General features: G+C 72.1%; 18 protein-coding genes and 1 tRNA gene. 13 read left to right on the top strand and 6 right to left on the bottom strand.

What is annotated here, in order from left to right; translation table 11 throughout:
- Window positions 1-399 precede the first annotated feature (399 nt).
- Both DEI91_RS12710 and DEI91_RS12705 read right to left on the bottom strand, forming a co-directional pair.
- Window positions 400-1,689, bottom strand: coding sequence for a DUF4032 domain-containing protein (locus DEI91_RS12710; RefSeq protein ID WP_111052636.1), 1,290 nt, complete (start codon window positions 1,687-1,689; stop codon window positions 400-402).
- 144 nt (window positions 1,690-1,833) lie between these two features.
- Window positions 1,834-2,934, bottom strand: a complete 1,101-nt coding sequence (locus DEI91_RS12705; RefSeq protein ID WP_111052635.1) for an ABC transporter ATP-binding protein — start codon at window positions 2,932-2,934, stop codon at window positions 1,834-1,836.
- Between the two features lie 262 nt (window positions 2,935-3,196).
- Between DEI91_RS12705 and DEI91_RS12700 the strand changes: the two genes are divergently transcribed.
- Window positions 3,197-4,105, top strand: coding sequence for a thioredoxin domain-containing protein (locus DEI91_RS12700; protein ID WP_181439596.1), 909 nt, complete (start codon window positions 3,197-3,199; stop codon window positions 4,103-4,105).
- 63 nt (window positions 4,106-4,168) lie between these two features.
- Here the strand turns inward: DEI91_RS12700 and DEI91_RS12695 are convergent, their stop codons facing one another.
- Window positions 4,169-5,065, bottom strand: a complete 897-nt coding sequence (locus tag DEI91_RS12695) for a neutral zinc metallopeptidase (RefSeq protein ID WP_111052633.1) — start codon at window positions 5,063-5,065, stop codon at window positions 4,169-4,171.
- 78 nt (window positions 5,066-5,143) lie between these two features.
- Here DEI91_RS12695 and DEI91_RS12690 point away from each other — a divergent pair, with 78 nt between their 5' ends.
- A complete protein-coding gene (locus tag DEI91_RS12690) occupies window positions 5,144-6,085 on the top strand; it encodes a 2-deoxy-5-keto-D-gluconate 6-phosphate aldolase domain-containing protein (RefSeq protein ID WP_111052632.1) in 942 nt (313 codons plus the stop codon).
- Between the two features lie 19 nt (window positions 6,086-6,104).
- On the opposite strand, the gene DEI91_RS12685 is transcribed toward DEI91_RS12690, so the two are convergent.
- Entirely contained in the window at window positions 6,105-6,869 is a 765-nt protein-coding gene (locus DEI91_RS12685; RefSeq protein ID WP_111052631.1) for an NAD(P)H-hydrate epimerase, read from the bottom strand.
- 35 nt (window positions 6,870-6,904) lie between these two features.
- Here DEI91_RS12685 and DEI91_RS12680 point away from each other — a divergent pair, with 35 nt between their 5' ends.
- From DEI91_RS12680 to DEI91_RS12665, 4 genes are all read left to right on the top strand, one after another.
- Window positions 6,905-7,690 carry an alpha/beta fold hydrolase gene (locus DEI91_RS12680; protein ID WP_111052630.1) on the top strand — a complete coding sequence of 262 codons (786 nt, stop codon included), beginning with the start codon at window positions 6,905-6,907 and terminating at the stop codon, window positions 7,688-7,690.
- A 69-nt stretch (window positions 7,691-7,759) separates the two neighbouring features.
- Window positions 7,760-8,791, top strand: coding sequence for an aldo/keto reductase (locus DEI91_RS12675; protein ID WP_111052629.1), 1,032 nt, complete (start codon window positions 7,760-7,762; stop codon window positions 8,789-8,791).
- A gap of 483 nt (window positions 8,792-9,274) precedes the next feature.
- Window positions 9,275-9,655: a hypothetical protein gene (locus DEI91_RS16035; RefSeq protein ID WP_146244294.1), complete on the top strand. Its 381-nt coding sequence runs from the start codon at window positions 9,275-9,277 to the stop codon at window positions 9,653-9,655.
- A 30-nt stretch (window positions 9,656-9,685) separates the two neighbouring features.
- Window positions 9,686-10,309 carry a hypothetical protein gene (locus DEI91_RS12665; RefSeq protein WP_146244293.1) on the top strand — a complete coding sequence of 208 codons (624 nt, stop codon included), beginning with the start codon at window positions 9,686-9,688 and terminating at the stop codon, window positions 10,307-10,309.
- Between the two features lie 70 nt (window positions 10,310-10,379).
- Here the strand turns inward: DEI91_RS12665 and DEI91_RS12660 are convergent.
- Window positions 10,380-10,455 (bottom strand) — tRNA-Thr (locus DEI91_RS12660).
- Between the two features lie 71 nt (window positions 10,456-10,526).
- Complete coding sequence (gene msrB, locus DEI91_RS12655) at window positions 10,527-10,928, bottom strand: peptide-methionine (R)-S-oxide reductase MsrB (protein ID WP_111052626.1); 402 nt, start codon at window positions 10,926-10,928, stop codon at window positions 10,527-10,529.
- A 73-nt stretch (window positions 10,929-11,001) separates the two neighbouring features.
- On the opposite strand from msrB, the gene DEI91_RS12650 reads away from it, so the two are divergent.
- The 7 genes from DEI91_RS12650 to DEI91_RS12620 all read left to right on the top strand — a co-directional run bounded on the left by DEI91_RS12650 (window position 11,002) and on the right by DEI91_RS12620 (window position 17,151).
- Complete coding sequence (locus tag DEI91_RS12650) at window positions 11,002-11,478, top strand: GNAT family N-acetyltransferase (protein WP_111052625.1); 477 nt, start codon at window positions 11,002-11,004, stop codon at window positions 11,476-11,478.
- Window positions 11,475-12,479 carry a DUF2332 family protein gene (locus DEI91_RS12645; RefSeq protein ID WP_111052624.1) on the top strand — a complete coding sequence of 335 codons (1,005 nt, stop codon included), beginning with the start codon at window positions 11,475-11,477 and terminating at the stop codon, window positions 12,477-12,479. Before DEI91_RS12650 ends, DEI91_RS12645 begins: the two co-directional genes overlap by 4 nt.
- Window positions 12,480-12,575: 96 nt before the next feature.
- Complete coding sequence (locus DEI91_RS12640) at window positions 12,576-12,875, top strand: DUF3263 domain-containing protein (RefSeq protein ID WP_258374421.1); 300 nt, start codon at window positions 12,576-12,578, stop codon at window positions 12,873-12,875.
- A complete protein-coding gene (locus tag DEI91_RS12635) occupies window positions 12,872-13,483 on the top strand; it encodes a LytR C-terminal domain-containing protein (protein WP_111052622.1) in 612 nt (203 codons plus the stop codon). The genes DEI91_RS12640 and DEI91_RS12635 overlap by 4 nt, the downstream gene beginning before the upstream one ends.
- Before the next feature lie 256 nt (window positions 13,484-13,739).
- Window positions 13,740-13,943: a cold-shock protein gene (locus tag DEI91_RS12630; RefSeq protein ID WP_022903461.1), complete on the top strand. Its 204-nt coding sequence runs from the start codon at window positions 13,740-13,742 to the stop codon at window positions 13,941-13,943.
- A 217-nt stretch (window positions 13,944-14,160) separates the two neighbouring features.
- Complete coding sequence (gene groL / locus DEI91_RS12625) at window positions 14,161-15,783, top strand: chaperonin GroEL (protein WP_111052621.1); 1,623 nt, start codon at window positions 14,161-14,163, stop codon at window positions 15,781-15,783.
- 768 nt (window positions 15,784-16,551) lie between these two features.
- A complete protein-coding gene (locus DEI91_RS12620; RefSeq protein ID WP_146244292.1) occupies window positions 16,552-17,151 on the top strand; it encodes a hypothetical protein in 600 nt (199 codons plus the stop codon).
- Window positions 17,152-17,303: the final 152 nt, after the last annotated feature.

Below are 17,303 nucleotides of genomic sequence, written 5' to 3'. Positions count from 1 at the left end.
GTCTGGAAGCGTCAGAGCGACGATCCGTGACCGCCCGCCGCGCCCCGCCGAGCGGTCACGGATCGTCGCTCTGACGCTTCCAGACCGACGATCTCCGCCCGCTCGGCGGAGGGGGAGCGGGGTGTCGTGACCGCTCGCGCCGACCGCACGGGACGGCACAGCCGGGAGGCTCGGGTCGCGCCCGACCCGCGCCGCACGCCTCCGGGACCCGCCGCCCCCGCCGAGCGGTCACGGATCGTCGTTCTGATCCGCCCGGACCGACGATCTCCGACCACTCGGCGGCGAGGGAGCGGGGTGTTGCGACCGCTCGCGCCCGGCTGGCGCCCGGCTGGCGCCCGGCTGGCGCCCGGCTGGCGCCCGGCTCGTGAGCGTGAGTGCGAGCGCGCAGCGCGCCGCGACTCAGACGGACGCGCGCCAGTCGTCCTCGTCCTCGTCCTCGTCGCCGTCCAGGGGCAGCGCGATCGACGACGTCGGCGGGTTGATGAGCGTCCGCTCGTCCCGCCGGTGCCGCAGCACGTCGTTGATGTAGGCGGTGGTGGCCTCGGGGAGTGAGACGGACCGCTCCTCCTGCTGCGACATGAACCAGCGGTGCTCGAGCAGCTCGTGGAACACCTCGGCGGGTTCGAGTCGTCCGCGCAGGTCGCGCGGGATCGCCCGCACGACGGGCTCGAACACCCGCGAGACCCACTCGTGCGCGACCATCTCCTCGTCGAGCTCCTCGCGGCCGTTGCGGGCGCGGTAGGCGTCCAGGTCGTTGAGGAGCCGTCGGGCCTGGTTCTCCTCGGCGTCGAGTCCGGTCAGCCGGAGCAGTCGGCGCTGGTGGTGTCCGGCGTCGACGACCTTCGGCTGGATGCGGACCTGCGCCCCGGACTCCGCCGTGCGGATCGACAGCTCCTCGATGTCGAAGCCGAGCGCGTTGAGCCGCTCCACGCGGTCGTTGATGCGCCAGCGCTCCGCGGCGTCGAACTGCTCGGTGCCGGTGAGCTCCGTCCACAGGGTGCGGTACTGCGCCACGATGCGGTTCGACACGTCCACGGGGTCGGCGTTCTCGTCGAGGCGTCCGCCGGCCTCCAGGTCGAGCAGTTCGCCGGCGATGTTCACGCGGGCGACCTCGAGGTCGTTCTCCCGCTGCCCGTTGGACAGCCCGCCCGGGTAGAGCTTGCCGGTCTCGGCGTCCACCAGGTATGCGGCGAACGACCCGGCGTCCCGTCGGAACAGCGTGTTCGACAGCGAGACGTCACCCCAGTAGAAGCCGATGACGTGCAGCCGGACGAGCAGGAGCGCCAGCGCGTCCACCAGGCGGGTGGCCGTGTCGGGGCGGAGCGTCTGCGAGTACAGCGCGCGGTAGGGGAGCGAGAAGCGCAGGTGCCGGGTGACGAGGACGGGCTGGAGGTCCTCACCCTCGCGGCCGACGCGGTTCGTGATGACCGCGACGGGGTCCACGCACGGCACGTCCATGCGCTGCAGGGTCCGGAGCATGTCGTACTCGGAGCGCGCGAGCTCGGCGCTCGTCTCCTTGACCGCGACGACGTAGCCGCTGAGGTGCACGAACCGCACCAGGTGCCGGGAGATGCCCTTCGGCAGCGCGACGATCGTCTCGTCGGGCCAGGCCTCGAGCGGGAGGTCCCAGGGAAGGTCGAGCAGGCCGGGGTCGACGGTGGCGGCGGTGATGGTCATGGAGTCGGGCACGACGGGTCCTCAGGTGCTCGGCGGTGGGTCTGCGGGCCGGGAGGCACGGTGCGGGCCCGCACCGTGCCTCCCGGCCCGCAGGTGGGAACGACGGGAGCCCGCCAGGCGCCGGTGACGGCGGATGACGGGCTCCCGGGGTGGTGATCAGGCGCTGACGACGGCCTTGTCGTCGAGGCGGTCACCCGACTCGGCGTCGAACACGTGCACGTGCCCCTGCTTCGGGCTCACGACGATGGTGTCACCGATCGAGGGGTGGTTGCGACCGTCGACGCGCGTGACGATGTCGGTGCGCGTGCCGTTCACGTCGGCGTGGCCGTAGAGGTAGCCGTCCGCGCCGAGCTCCTCGACGACGTCGACCGTGACGGGCAGGCCCTCGCCGGACTGGGACACGATGATGTCCTCCGGGCGGACGCCCACCGTGACGGCACCCGAGCGGGCGTTCGACAGGGTGTCACGGTCGATCGGGTGGTTGAGCGACCCGAAGCTGATGCCGCCTTCGAGCACCGACGCCGGCAGGAGGTTCATGGCCGGCGAGCCGATGAAGCCGGCGACGAACACGTTGTTCGGCTTCTCGTAGAGGTCGCGCGGGGTGCCGACCTGCTGCAGGATGCCGTCCTTGAGCACCGCGATGCGGTCGCCCATCGTCAGCGCCTCGGTCTGGTCGTGCGTGACGTAGACCGTGGTGACGCCGAGACGACGCTGCAGCGACGCGATCTGGGTACGGGTCTGGACGCGGAGCTTGGCGTCGAGGTTCGACAGCGGCTCGTCCATGAGGAACACCTGCGGCTGACGGACGATCGCGCGGCCCATCGCGACGCGCTGCCGCTGACCACCGGAGAGCGCCTTCGGCTTGCGGCCGAGGTACTGCTCGAGGTCGAGGAGCTTGGCGGCCTCCTGCACGCGGGTGGCGCGCTCTTCCTTGCCGACACCGGCGATCTTGAGCGCGAAGCCCATGTTCTCGGCGACGGTCATGTGCGGGTACAGCGCGTAGTTCTGGAACACCATCGCGATGTCGCGGTCCTTCGGCGGGACGTCGGTGACGTCGCGGTCGCCGATGCGGATGGCGCCGGAGTTGACCTCTTCGAGGCCGGCGAGCATGCGCAGGGACGTGGACTTGCCACAGCCCGAGGGGCCGACGAGGACGAGGAACTCGCCGTCGGCGACGTCCAGGTCGAGGGAGTCCACCGCGGGGCGGTTTCCCCCGGGGTAGAGACGGGTTGCCTTGTCATAGGTGACGGACGCCATGAGCGTTCGGTCCTCTCCACCGGCAGGTACGTGCCGGACGATCCGTTGTGAAGCGGCGGCCTGTACGGGCCCCGGACGGTCGCCGTCGACCGTCGGTGTTCATACAACACGAGTTCTCGGGCTGGCGCCAGTGCGGGGGTCACGCGGGCTCCGGGCGTCGTCTGCTGGTTGGCTGGTTCCCATCGGCCGCCACTACAATCGCCGGGTCCGTCCGCCGACCGGGGGGAGGCCGGCGGACACCGACCAGGAGGACGACCGCACGATGACCAACCGCCCCGAGAGCGACGCCCGCGCCGAGCGCAACGCGCGTCGCGCCGCAGCGCGCGAGCGAGCCCGCCGAACCCGTACCCAGCAGAAGCGCCGGCAGCGCGGTGTCCGCATCGGTCTCCAGGTCGGACTGGGCGTCGTGCTCGTCGCCGCGGCCACCGTCGTCACCCTGGTGCTGGTGAACTCCTCGCGGCCCGCCGGTCCCGGCCCGGACACCATGGCCGACGGCGGGATCACGATCGGCACCGGGTTGAAGGCGGTGGAGCCCGGTGCGTCGTCGACGCCGTCGCCGAGCTCGACCGCCTCGGGGGAGTCGGTCCGGATCACCCTGTACGTCGACTACCTCTGCCCGATCTGCGGCTCGTTCGAGCAGACGAACAGCGAGTACCTCGAGGGGCTCGTCGACTCCGGTGCCGCGACCCTCGACGTGCACCCCGTCGCCATCCTGACGAACCGTTCCCAGGGCACGAAGTACTCCCTGCGCGCCGCGAACGCCGCGGCCTGCGTCGCACAGGAGTCACCCGACTCGTTCTTCGCCGTGAACCGCGCACTGTTCGCCGCGCAGCCGGAGGAGGGCACGCCGGGCCTCACCGACGAGCAGCTCGCCGACGTCGTGACGAGCGTGCCCGGGGTCCGCAAGGGCTCGACGATCGAGCAGTGCATCGACGACCAGAGGTACGGCAAGTGGGTCGACGAGCGCACCACCGCGGTCACGAGCGGGGACATCCCCGGCTCGGACCTCACGACCTTCCCGGGGACCCCGCTCGTGCTCGTCAACGGCCAGCAGTACCCGTACTCCACCGCGTCGACGAACGACGAGTTCCGGACCTTCGTCGTCAGCGCCGCGGGCAGCACCGAGACCACCCCGACCCCGACGCCGAGCGCGTCGCCGCCCGCCCGCTGACGCAGCAGCGCCGACGCGCACGACGGCCGGGACCCCTCCGCGAGGTGCCCCGGCCGTCGCCGTTCAGAGGGCCGACGCGGGCACGGTGAGCGTGTCGCAGCTCGTCGCACCCCGCTCGTAGCCACGCTCGAACCAGTCCTGACGCTGCTCGCTCGTGCCGTGCGTGAACGAGTCGGGGTCGACCCGGCCGGTGGCGCGCTCCTGGATGCTGTCGTCGCCGACCGCGCTCGCCGCCGACAGCGCGTCCGCGACCTGGGCGCGGGTGACGGGCTCGAAGAAGGTCTCGCCGTTCGCCGACTCCGTGGTCGCGGCGTCGCCGACCCACGCCCCGGCGTAGCAGTCCGCCTGGAGCTCCACACGGACGCTGTCCGACGCGGCCCCGCTGCCGCTGCGGTCGGTCTCGGCGAAGGTGCCCTCGAGCTGCTGGACGTGGTGGCCCCACTCGTGTGCCACGACGTACATCTCCGCGAGCGGCCCGCCCGACGCCCCGTAGGTGGAGCGGAGCTCGTCGTAGAAGGCCGTGTCGACGTACAGGGCACGGTCGGGCGGGCAGTAGAACGGCCCCGTCGACGCCGACGCCGTGCCGCACCCGGTGTCGGTGGACCCGCTGAAGAGGAAGAACTCCGGCGTCGAGTAGGTGACCCCGAGCTCCCGCGCCTCGGCCGACCAGTAGGCGTCGAGGGACTCCGCGGCCCCCTCCATCCGGCAGTCGATGCTCGCGTTCGCGTCGCGGCCCGTGCGGCACTCGGCGACCGGCGAGGCCTCGGCGCCGCCCTGCTGGATGGTCGTCAGGCCGTCGCCACCGCCGACGAGGCCGCTGAGGTCGACCCCGGTGAACTGGGCGATGAGGAACACCACGATCACGGTGCCGATGCTCCCGCCGCCGATCGCCACACCGCGCCCCGGCCCGCGCCGCTTGACCTTGCCGCCACTGAGCTGCGAGTCGTCGTTGAACGTCATGGTGTCGAACCTACGGACGTGCCGCGGGGACGTGTGCACCGGCGCGACCGTCGGGCGTGGCGGGAGTAGACCGGGGGCATGCCGATCCTCGACGAGACCCACCCCCTGTTCCTGCTCGCGATGGACCAACGGTCCTCGCTCCTCGAGCACACCTACGACGAGGACTCCGGTGAGCCTGCGGACGAGGCCGAGGCCCAGCGCGTCCGTGCCGGCAAACAGCTCGTCTACCGTGGCGTGCTCACCGCCCTCGCCGCCGGTGCAGCGCGCGAGCACACGGGTGTCCTCGTCGACGAGCGGTACGGCGCCGACGTGGCCCGGCTCGTCAAGGAGGCCGGGCTGCAGCTCGCGATGCCGGTCGAGCGGTCCGGCCGCGAGTGGTTCGAGCTCGAGTACGGCGACGACTGGGTCGCCCACGTCGACGCGTTCGACCCGGACTGGGTGAAGGTGCTCGTGCGTGACAACCCGGCCTTCGACGCCGAGCACCGTGCGCAGCAGGCCGCCGCGCTCGCCGACGTCGCGGCGACCCTGCACGACGCGGGCCGTCCGTTCCTCGTGGAACTGCTCGTCCCGCCGACCGACGAGCAGCGCGACGCGGTCGAGGACTACGACCGCGACCTCCGCCCGGACCTCGTCGTGCAGGTCCTCGAGCACCTGCAGGACCACGGCGTCGAAGCCGACGTGTGGAAGCTCGAGGGGCTCGACCGCACCGAGGACGCCGAGCGCGTCGTCGCCGCCGCCCGCCGCGGTGGACGTGACGCCGTCCGGTGCATCGTCCTCGGACGGGACGCCCCCGAGGAACAGCTCGACCACTGGCTGCGCACCGCGGCGCCGGTCGACGGGTTCGTCGGCTTCGCGATCGGTCGGAGCAACTGGGAGGAAGCGCTCGAGGACGTCGTCCGCGAGCACCTCGACACCGAGGCCGCCGAACAGCTCATCGCGGCGAACTACCGCCACTTCGTCGACACCTGGCTCGAGGCTCGCGGAGGGGTCGAGCACGGTGTGGACGCGGGTGCCGTCTGAGCTGACCGGATGACGCGGGTCAGGTGCGGACCAGCGGCTCCACGGACGCCAGGTCCGCGCCGATCCCGACGTCCACCAGTTCGATGCGCCCGGCGAGCGTCGCCGCCGGACCGCGGAGGAGCCCGGCCTTCACCCCGCCGAACGTCACGGTGACGTCGGCGTGCAGCACGTGGTCGTCCGCGATGCCGCCGGTGTCCGCGTCGATGCCGCTCGGCACGTCGACGGCCACGACGAACGGAGCCCGCTGTTCGCGTGCGAGCTCCCGGAGCGCCGCGACCACGTCGCGGCCGGGTGAGCGGAGCGGTCCTCCGCCGCCGATCCCCAGGATCCCGTCGAGCACCAGGTCGGCCTCGAGCGCGGCCTCCCGCGCGACCGACGCGAGCCGTTCCCCCGCCGGGGGCGTCGCCGCACGCAGGATGTCGGCGGCACCCGCCGCCGAGGGGACCGGGCCGCCGTCCGCGGGGTCGTCCAGGAGGCGCGCCCCGGCCTCCCGGGCTGCGGCCATGCCCGCCTCGTGGACACGGGAGCCGACGCGGAGGACCGTCACGTGCCTCCCGTCCGCCGCCAGCCGCGCAGCGGCGAAGAGCGCGTCGCCGCCGTTGTCACCGCTGCCGACCAGGACGAGGACGGCGCCGCGGCCGTCCCCCGGGCGGATCGCGGGGTCGTCGAGGAGCTCGCCGACGACCGCGGCGAGCCCGTCCGCAGCACGCTGCATGAGCGGCTCACCCGCCTCGAGGTGGGGGCGTTCCGCCGCTCGGATCTGATCGCCGCCGTAGCCGTCCATACCGGCCACTGTGGCCCCACTACCCTGGACGGGCCATGTCACTCGTCCCCGAAGCACCCCGCCCTCGCGTCGTGATGTCCCCGGACGGGCTGCCGCTCGCCACCTACGATTTCGGCGACCCGGACGCACCCGCGGTCCTCGCCGTGCACGGCTTCGCGTCCGGCGCGGTGCTGAACTGGCACGCCTCCGGCTGGACCCGCGACCTCGTCCGCGCCGGCCACCGCGTCGTCGCGTTCGACCAGCGCGGCCACGGCGCCAGCGGGAAGCCGCACGAGCCGCACAGCTACTCCATGGACCTGCTCGTCGACGACGTCACGGCGGTGGTGGACACCTACCTGCTCGACGACGTCGCGTTCCTGGGGTACTCCCTCGGTGCCCGGGTCGGCTGGCACGCCGCCGAGCGGATGTCGGACCGGATCTCGCGCGCGGTGCTCGGCGGGATCCCGGACGCCGACCCGATGCGGCGCGTCCGCGTCGACCAGGCGTGGGCGTTCATCACCGACGGCACCCCGGTCGAGGACCGCGTGACGAACGGGTACCTCACGATGGCGGCGAACGTCGAGGGCAACGACCTCCGCGCGCTCGTCGCGATGGTGGAGGGGATGCGCGACAGCGTCGAGCCGACGCCGGCGAACGCGCCGACGCAGCCGCTGCTGCTGGCCGCCGGCAGCGAGGACGGCATCAAGGACAGCGCGCTCCGGCTCGCCGAGACGGCGCCGCACGCGACCTTCGTCGAGATCCCGGGGCGGAACCACTTCAACGCCCCCACGTCACGGCACTTCCGGGAGGCGGCGATCGCGTTCCTCGGGCAGCGGCGGTAGCGGCCGGTTCGTCGACCGGTACTCGTGGACCCTCCCGCCGACGAGGGGGCCCGGCGTAACGTCCGCCGCATGGACTACAGACTCCTCGGCAACAGCGGGACAGTGGTGTCGTCGCTGACCCTCGGCACCATGACGTTCGGCAGCGAAGCCGACGAACCGACCTCCCACGCCATCATCGACGCCTTCATCGCCGGCGGCGGCACGTTCGTCGACACCGCCGACGTGTACTCGGGCAACGAGTCCGAGCGCATCATCGGACGATGGCTCCGCGACCACCCCACCGACGCGCAGCAGGTGGTGCTCACCACGAAGGGCCGCTTCCCGCAGGGCGACGGCCCGAACGACCTCGGCACGTCCCGCCGGCACCTCCGCGTGGCGCTCGACGCGTCGCTGGAGCGGCTCGGCGTCGACCACATCGACGTCTACCAGATGCACGCGTGGGACGCCCTGACCCCGATCGAGGAGACCCTGCGCTTCCTCGACGACGCCGTGTCGGCCGGGAAGATCGGCTCCTACGGGTTCTCGAACTACCTCGGCTACCAGGTCACGAAGGCGGTCTACGAGGCCCGCCTGCACAACTGGGCACCCCCGGTCACGCTCCAGCCGCAGTACAACCTGCTCGTCCGCGACATCGAGCACGAGGTCGTGCCCGCCTGCCTCGACGCCGGGATCGGACTGCTCCCGTGGTCGCCGCTCGCCGGTGGTTGGCTCTCCGGCAAGTACCAGCGCGACGAGGCCCCGACCGGGTCGACCCGACTCGGTGAGGACCCGAAGCGCGGCATGGAGGCGTGGGAGGCCCGCAACGCCGACGAGCGCACGTGGAAGGTGCTCGACGCGGTGTCCGCCGTCGCGGACGCGCACGGTGCCTCGCGCTCACAGGTCGCCCTCGCCTGGCTGCTCGCGCGACCGGCCGTGACGAGCGTCATCCTCGGCGCACGGACCGTCGAGCAGCTGCAGGACAACCTCGGCGCTGCCGACCTCGTGCTCGACCCCGCCGAGCTGCAGACCCTCACCGAGGCGAGCGCTCCCCGCATCGACGACTACCCGTACGGCACGGCCGGCGTCGCCCAGCGCGAGCGCAAGGTCACCGGCGGGCGCTGACTGCGCCAGGCGTCACCGGGGGTCCGTCACCGCGACGGGCCCCCGGAGGCGTGTGGTGGGCGGGCCGCTCGAAGGCCCCGCCGCGCCGCGGCTCGGCCACATCGGTGGCAGACGCCCGCGGCCTGCGTGGGACTCGGGGTGCCCAGCCGCCGCGCCCCCTGGTCCTCGGACCGCCGGTCGGTCGACGACCCCGACGCGGCACGAACGCTGACCGACCACCGCGCCACGGAGGGTCCGGTGCAGCACCGCGGAGCGCCGCAGCACGCAGCGCAGCACCGTGGGCCACAGGCCCGGCGCACGCTCGACCGCGGCGTCGCGACCGAGCGTGGCTGCGCGTCACGGCCCTCGTGCTGCTCGCGGTCGCGGCTGCCTACCAGTGCTTCTCGCGCATCGGCGCAGGCGACATCGGCGGGGTCCGGGTTCGCGGCCGCCGCACTCTGGACCCTCACCCCTCGCGGCGGTGCCGGTGCCCGCCTGGACCGGGTGGCGCTGCTCGACCCGGTGATGGTGTTCTTCGCCCTGGCGGCACTCTTCGCGATCTGGGTGTGGATCCGTACCGACCGCTGGTGGTGCGTGCCCGTACCGGCGGTGCTCATGGCGGCGTCGGTCACGCCGAAGGCATCGACCCTCGTGCTGCTGCCGGTCTTCGTCCTGGCGCCGGTGCTGTTCGGCCGGTGGCGTGCGCTCGTCGTCGGCGGAGCGGTGTGGGCGGCCACGTTCGTCGTCGCCGTCGTCGCGCTCTACGCCCCCATGGGGATGCGCTCCGCGGTGCAGTACATGCTCGCCTTCCAGTCCGGACAGAACGAGCACGGACACCTCATCTCGACCGCCGGCCACACGTACCAGTTCGCTCCGAACTGGTAGTTCCTGCTCCGCGGGGTCGGCGCGCCCGTCGTGGTGGTGCTCGCCGTCGCCGTGCTGCTCGCGGTGGTCGTGCGTCCGGGCAGGCTCGTGCTGTTCCTCCTCGCGCCGCTCGTGCTGCTCGTGCTGCTCGTGGCGGTCTACTCGCTCGCCGCCGAGATCGCGCTGCCGACCTCCTACGCGGCTTGGATGCCGTTCATCGTGATGCTCGCCGCCGTGGGGCTCGGGCAGCTCAGCCGCCTGCTGCCGCGATGGCTGACGAGCAGCGTCGCCGTCGTGCTCGTCGTGGTGGCACTCGCCGGGAGCATCCCGACCGCGCGGACGATCGGAGAGGTGCGTGCCACCGGCGTTGCCCAGCTGCTCCCGCTCCTGCGGCACGAGGGCATCCGGGACGGTCAGGTCTTCTTCGGCGCGATCACCCCGAGCGACCACGACCAGTACGTCGGGGACCGCGGGGTCCGTGACGTGGTCGATGCACCGTTCGTCGCGATCGTCGTCGGCCGGGACCGTCGCTTCCCGCTGCCGCCGGAGGTGCAGGAACTGCTGACGTCCGAGCGGTCGTCGTTCGAGCGGGTGCGACTCGACCGCATCGTGGCGTGGATCCCGGACGGGGAGATCCTCCGGACGTCCGACGGCAGGCTGACGGTGCGGCGTTGACCGTCGGGCGCCCCGATGTGGGTGTCCGTGAGCGACGGCTCCACCTTCGGCTACACAGGAAGCCGTGATCTGGGGCCGGCAGCGGGACTTGAACCCGCAACCCCCGTATTACAAGTACGGTGCGCTACCAATTGCGCCATGCCGGCTGACCCGCCCATCGTACCGGGCGGACACGACGACGGCGCTCGGGCCACAGCCCGAGCGCCGTCACACCCGCCTACTCCTGCGCCGAGAAGTTCAACGAGATCGAGTTCATGCAGTAGCGGTCGCCCGTCGGCGTGCCGAAGCCGTCGGGGAACACGTGGCCGAGGTGGCTGCCGCAGTTCGCGCACCGGACCTCGGTACGGGCCATGCCGAGCGAGTTGTCCTCGATGAGCTGCACCGCGTCCGGGTCGACCGACTCGTAGAACGAGGGCCAGCCGCAGCCGGAGTCGAACTTCGTGCCGCTCTTGAACAGCTCCGCACCACACGCCGCACACGTGTAGACGCCGGCGCGCTCCTCGTCGAGGAGTTCACCGGTCCACGGGCGCTCCGTCCCGGCCTGGCGCAGCACGGCGTACTGGTCCGGGGAGAGCTCCTCGCGCCACTGGGCGTCGGACTTGTCGACCTTGTAGGCCATCTGCGTACCTCCTGGTTCCGACCGGGGCTCGTGCCCGCCGGTCATCGTGCGTCACACCAGTAAACTCCGATCGATGTCCGAGCATTCCGTCCGCCGTGCCCGCTGGGAGCACCTGACGACCGACGAGCTGTACGACGTCGTGCGGCTCCGGAACCGGGTGTTCGCCCTCGAACAGCGGGTCTCCGCCGAGGACTTCGACGGCCGTGACCGCGAGCCGGACACCGAGCACTGGTGGGCCGGGACCGCCGAGGCCCCCGTCGTCGGGTACCTCCGCCTGGTGCGCCCCGCGCCGCACGAAGCGCACCCCGCGGGGGCCGCCGCGCCCACCCGCGTGATCGGCCGTGTCGCGACCCACCCCGACCACCGTGGGCAGGGCGTCGCCGGCAGTCTGGTGGCCGCGGTCGTCGCGGCGCACGGTCGGGACGCGATCGTCCTGCACGCCCAGCAGTACGTCGCCGGACTGTACGAACGCCACGGGTTCGCCCGCTTCGGCGCCCCCTACGACGAGGCCGGCATCACCCACGTCGGCATGTACCGCCCCGGCGCATGACGGACACGCGGGACCGCTACCGCGCCTACGCCGACCGGATCGACGGCATCTCCCCGACCTACGCCGCCTGGGCGCGCTCGGTCGAGGGCCCGCTCGTCGACCTGCTCGACACGGTCCCGGCGTCGAAGCGCCAACCTGAACTCCTGTTCGCGGTCGCCCGCCGGCTCGGCGCCGACCCCGCCGATCCGGGAGCGCTCCGCGCCCTCTGCCGGGAGGCCCGTCCCGCCCTGGTCGCGGCCCTCACCACCGCCACGGTGCAGGCGAACGACCCGCGCCGGCTCGGTCCCGTCGTCCCGGTGCTCGCCGCACTCTCGGCGGCCTCGGCGCGACCGCTCGGCCTGCTCGACGTGGGGGCCGCCGCCGGCCTGTGCTCGATCCCCGACCGCGTGACGCTCGACCACCGGAGTGCGACGGCGGCGGGCCTCGTCCGGATGCACACCGCGGTCGACGGGCCCGCGGTGCGCCTCGTCGCCGAGGTCGTCGGGACACCACCGGCTCCCGCGACGACCCCGATCCGCATCGACGCCCGCATCGCGCTCGACCCGAACCCGATCGACCCCGCGGCCCCGGACGCCGCCGATCGTCTCGCCGAGGCCGTCCCGCCCGAGGCGACGGACCGGACCGCCCTGATGCGGGACGCGCTGCGGGCGACGCTCGTCGAGCCTCCCGTCCGGGTCCGCGGCAGCGTGCCGGACGACCTCGACCGCGCCCTCGACGCCCTGCCGGGCGGCTGCGAGCCGGTCGTGATGACCACGGGCACGCTCGTCTACGTGCCGGGCGTCGGGCGGCAGCGCTTCGTCGACCGGCTCCGCGAGCGGGGCGTCCGCTGGGTGGCACTCGAGCGGACCGGTGTCCTCACCGGCGTCGCCGCGACGCTGCCGGAGGACGTCGACCCGGCGGACCCGGACGCATTCGCGACGCTCTCGCTCGACGGTCGGGCGCTCGCCGTGTCCGACGCCTTCGGGACCCGCATCCGGTGGTTCGCAGGGGCGCTGGACTGAGCCGGTTCCGCGACAGTCCAGGACCGTGCCAGGGTCGACCTGCCGGGCACCCCTACGATGTGCGAGACCTGCAACCCGTTCGCGATCGGACCACCTGTGACCGCCCTCCCCGCCGACGAGCTCACCGAGCTCGCCAAGCACGTGCTCGCCTTCGAGCACGACCGGGCGCGGCACGACCGGACGAAGGAAGCCGAGATCCGGGTCGAGTTCGACATGTCGCCGACGCGGTACTACCAGGTGCTCAACCGCGTGATCGACACCCCCGCGGCCCTGGCGTACGACCCGCAGCTCGTCACCCGGCTGCAGCGCCTCCGCCGCGCCCGGACGAGTGCGCGTGCTGCCCGGACGTTCGTCGCGCCCCCGGCCGACCCCGAAGGACGTGAAGAGGAACGATGACGAGATTCCCGCGAGACCGGTTCGACGACGTCACCGACGGACCCCGTGTCGGTGCCCACCGCGGCCCGGCCCGACGGGGCGGCGGGTGGGTCGTCTTCGCCTGGGCTGCGCTCGCGACCGGCGTGCTCGTCGGCGTCGGGGTGCTCGTCCTCGCCCTGCTGAACGGGAGCGTGCAGTTCACGGAGGGCAGCGGGGGGTCGACGTCGTCCCCGACCGCGTCACCGTCGGCGAGTGCGTCCGCGGACCCGGGCTCCGAGGCGGACGCCGGGGCCGACGGGGGCGGCGCGACCGCACCGCCCTCGGCCGCGACCGGCGCGTCGGCGGCGGACCAGGGCGCGACGACGCTCGTCGTGCTGAACGGGACCTCGACGTCCGGCCTGGCGGCGAACGCCTCGACGCGGCTCAGCACCGCGGGGTGGACGGTGGCCTCGGCCGGGGACGCCGGGACGACCGGTGCGACCCAGACGATCGTGTACTACCAGCAGGAGTCCCAGGCGGCCGTCGCGCAGGGCGTCGCGCAGGCACTCGGGGTCAGTGCCGTGCAGCAGTCGTCGGCGTTCCCGAACGCGGACGTCTCGGTGGTGCTCGGGTCCGACTACACGGGTTGACGGGGGTCCGCGGCCGTCCGCCCCGGGCGTCGTGTTTCCGCCACGTTGCGGATCGGGGTTCTCCGCGTGAAATGCGTGTCACACCCCTTGCCGAAATGCCGTCCTTCGGTCAGAGTCACCAGTGGTCACCCCGTGATCGCGACGACGCCTCACGTTGCCGTCCAGGATCGGGTGAGTCGACACGTGCTCGGACCCGACGGCGCCCCGTGCGAGGGTGCCGTCGTTCGCAACAGCAGTACCGCAGGGAGCAAGGAACATGGCCAACGGAACCGTGAAGTGGTTCAACGCCGAGAAGGGCTTCGGCTTCATCACCGTGGATGGAGGGGGCCAGGACGTGTTCGTGCACTACTCGGCCATCGACATGAGCGGCTACAAGGTCCTCGAGGAGGGCCAGGCGGTGACGTTCGACGTCGGCACCGGGTCGAAGGGCCCGCAGGCCGAGTCGGTCCGTCCCGCGTAGCCGTCCGGAACCACTCGCGAACGCGCCGTCCCCGTCGGGGCGGCGCGTTCGTCGTCTGCGGGGGACCGCCTGACGCAGCCGACCTGTGGGATCGAGCAGAGCCTCCCCACTGTGTTGCACTCTCGGGTGGCGAGTGCCAGAATCGGGCTTGGCACTCGCTAGCAGTGAGTGCCAGAACGACCCCGATGACGACGTCCGGGAGGGACGAAGAACTCACATGGCAAAGATCATTGCTTTCAACGAAGAGGCCCGACGCGGCCTCGAGCGCGGCCTCAACCAGCTGGCCGACGCCGTGAAGGTGACGCTCGGCCCGCGCGGCCGCAACGTCGTCCTCGAGAAGAAGTGGGGCGCCCCCACGATCACGAACGACGGTGTCTCCATCGCCAAGGAGATCGAGCTCGACGACCCGTACGAGAAGATCGGTGCGGAGCTCGTCAAGGAGGTCGCCAAGAAGACCGACGACGTCGCCGGTGACGGCACGACCACCGCGACCGTCCTCGCCCAGGCCCTCGTCCGCGAAGGTCTCCGCAACGTCGCCGCCGGTGCCGACCCCGTGTCGCTCAAGCGCGGCATCGAGAAGGCCGTCGCCGCCGTCTCCGAGCAGCTCCTCGCCGACGCGAAGGAGATCGAGACCAAGGACCAGATCGCCGCGACCGCGTCGATCTCCGCCGCTGACCCGACCATCGGCGCGCTCATCGCCGAGGCCATCGACAAGGTCGGCAAGGAAGGCGTCGTCACCGTCGAGGAGTCGAACACCTTCGGCACCGAGCTCGAGCTCACCGAGGGCATGCGCTTCGACAAGGGCTACCTGTCGCAGTACTTCGTGACCGACCCCGAGCGCCAGGAAGCCGTCTTCGAGGACGCGTACATCCTGATCGTCAACTCGAAGATCTCGAACATCAAGGACCTCCTGCCGGTCGTCGACAAGGTGATCCAGTCGGGCAAGCAGCTCCTGATCATCGCCGAGGACGTCGACGGCGAGGCCCTGGCCACGCTCGTCGTGAACAAGATCCGCGGCATCTTCAAGTCCGTCGCCGTCAAGGCCCCGGGCTTCGGCGACCGCCGCAAGGCCATGCTGCAGGACATCGCGATCCTCACCGGCGGCCAGGTCATCTCGGAAGAGGTCGGCCTCAAGCTCGAGAACGCGACGCTCGACCTGCTCGGTCGTGCCCGCAAGGTCGTCATCACCAAGGACGAGACCACGATCGTCGAGGGTGCCGGCGACGCCGACCAGATCGCGGGCCGCGTCAAGCAGATCCGCGCCGAGATCGAGGCCACCGACTCCGACTACGACCGCGAGAAGCTCCAGGAGCGCCTCGCGAAGCTCGCCGGTGGCGTCGCCGTCATCAAGGCGGGCGCCGCGACCGAGGTCGAGCTCAAGGAGCGCAAGCACCGCATCGAGGACGCCGTCCGCAACGCGAAGGCCGCCGTCGAAGAGGGCATCGTCGCCGGTGGTGGCGTCGCCCTCATCCAGGCCGGCAAGGTCGCGCTCGACGGTCTCTCGCTCGAGGGTGACGAGGCCACGGGTGCGAACATCGTGCGCGTCGCCATCGACGCCCCGCTCAAGCAGATCGCGCTGAACGCCGGTCTCGAGCCGGGTGTCGTCGCCGCTCGTGTCCGCGAGCTCGAGGCCGGCCACGGCCTCAACGCTGCGACGGGTGAGTACGTCGACCTCATCGCCGCGGGCATCATCGACCCGGCCAAGGTCACGCGCTCGGCGCTGCAGAACGCCGCGTCGATCGCCGGTCTGTTCCTGACCACCGAGGCCGTCGTCGCCGACAAGCCGGAGAAGACCCCGGCCATGCCGGCCGGCGACCCGACGGGTGGCATGGACTTCTAGTCCGTCCTGCCGGCAAGGGCCCTCGCACGCTGCGCGTGCGGGGGCCCTTCCGCGTGCGCGGGCCTTCCGCGTGCGCGGGCGGGGCTGCGGCGTGCGCCGGCGGGGTTGCGGCGCGTCGTGCGATCCCCGAGTGGTCACGACTCCCCGCTCACTTCCGTCCAGAGGACGCGTCTGGTCGGTCTGCACCGGCCCGAACGACCGTTCGTGACCAGCCGGAAGTGCTCGATCGGCGTGTCGTAGGAGGCGCCGAGCGGTCAGGACTCCTCGTTCACTCCCGCCGAGGGGCCGCGTCCCGTCGCTCCGCGATGACGCGAACGACCGTCCCTGACCAGTCGGACGCTCCCGACGCAGCTCAAGTCGGGACGCCCGTCCTCGTCCGCACAGGAGGCGCGGCACCGGTTGCTCTCCACACTCACGCAGGCGGACGAGTTGCTCCGCGCATCCGCGGGTGAAGCTTCGAGGATGCGCACACCTCGTCCGTTGCCCCGACGCTTCTCCGAGGGCCCGTTCCGTGTCAACGATGCGATGGCGACAGGTGTGAACCGGGAGCGACTCCGGCGTCGAGACCTCGATGCGCCGGTGCACGGGGTTCGCATACGGGCTGGTCGTGGAACCTTCTCGGATGTCGTCGCCTCGATCGCACTCGTGATGCGCCCGGACCAGTTCTTCAGTCACACGACGGCCGCACGATTGTGGGGGGCACCGCTGCCTCGAGCCGTCCAGGACGGTGCAGACGTGCATGTGTCCACGATCGGAGCCGGGGGTCGCATGCGCCGTCCCGGTGTCGTCGGCCATCGCCTCTGCGGCCCGACCGTGGTCGAGCTCGACGGCGTCCGAGTGGCGAGTCCCGCTGATGCCTGGTTCGAGTGCGCCGGACTCCTGGGCCTCCGCGCGCTCGTGTCCGTCGGCGACCACATGGTCGGACGAAGCGGGCTGGCGTCGATCGACGACCTCGCAGCTGCAGTCGTCCCACGAGCACGACACGTGGTGCGGGCAAGGGCAGCGCTCGACCTCGTGCGCGTCGGTTCCGAACCAGCGATGGAGACCTGGTTCCGGCTGGCGGTCGTCGACGCCGGTTTCCCCGAACCGGAGCTGAACGTGGACGTCCGCGATGGCGAGGGGCGGTTCCTCGGACGAGTCGACATGGCTTGGCCCGAGTACCGCATCGCCCTCGAGTACGACGGCGATCACCACCGAGAGCGCGCGGTCTTCCTGCACGACCAGCGGCGCGACAACGGCTTCGTGGTGAACGACTGGCTCGTGGTCCACGCCACCGCCGCCGACCGGACTCACCCCACGGTCCTCTTCGAGCGCCTCGGCCAGGCCTTCGCCCGACGAAGAGCCACTGGTCGTCGGCACTCGGCGTGAGGATCGCGCCGAACCCGCAGTCGGGCTCGCTACGGCCGCCACGCGAATCCTCTCGACAGGCGGAGGGCGTCCTGTCGACTGGTCGTGACAGCCCGACACGATTCCGTCGACTGGTCACGAATCGTCAGCACGCCCGGGCGGGACAGCCCGTT

This window comes from Curtobacterium sp. MCBD17_032 (genome assembly GCF_003234855.1).
Lineage (GTDB): Bacteria > Actinomycetota > Actinomycetes > Actinomycetales > Microbacteriaceae > Curtobacterium.
The sequence above is the reverse complement of the archived record's forward strand: the minus strand, read 5'-3'. Positions and strand labels throughout refer to the sequence as shown.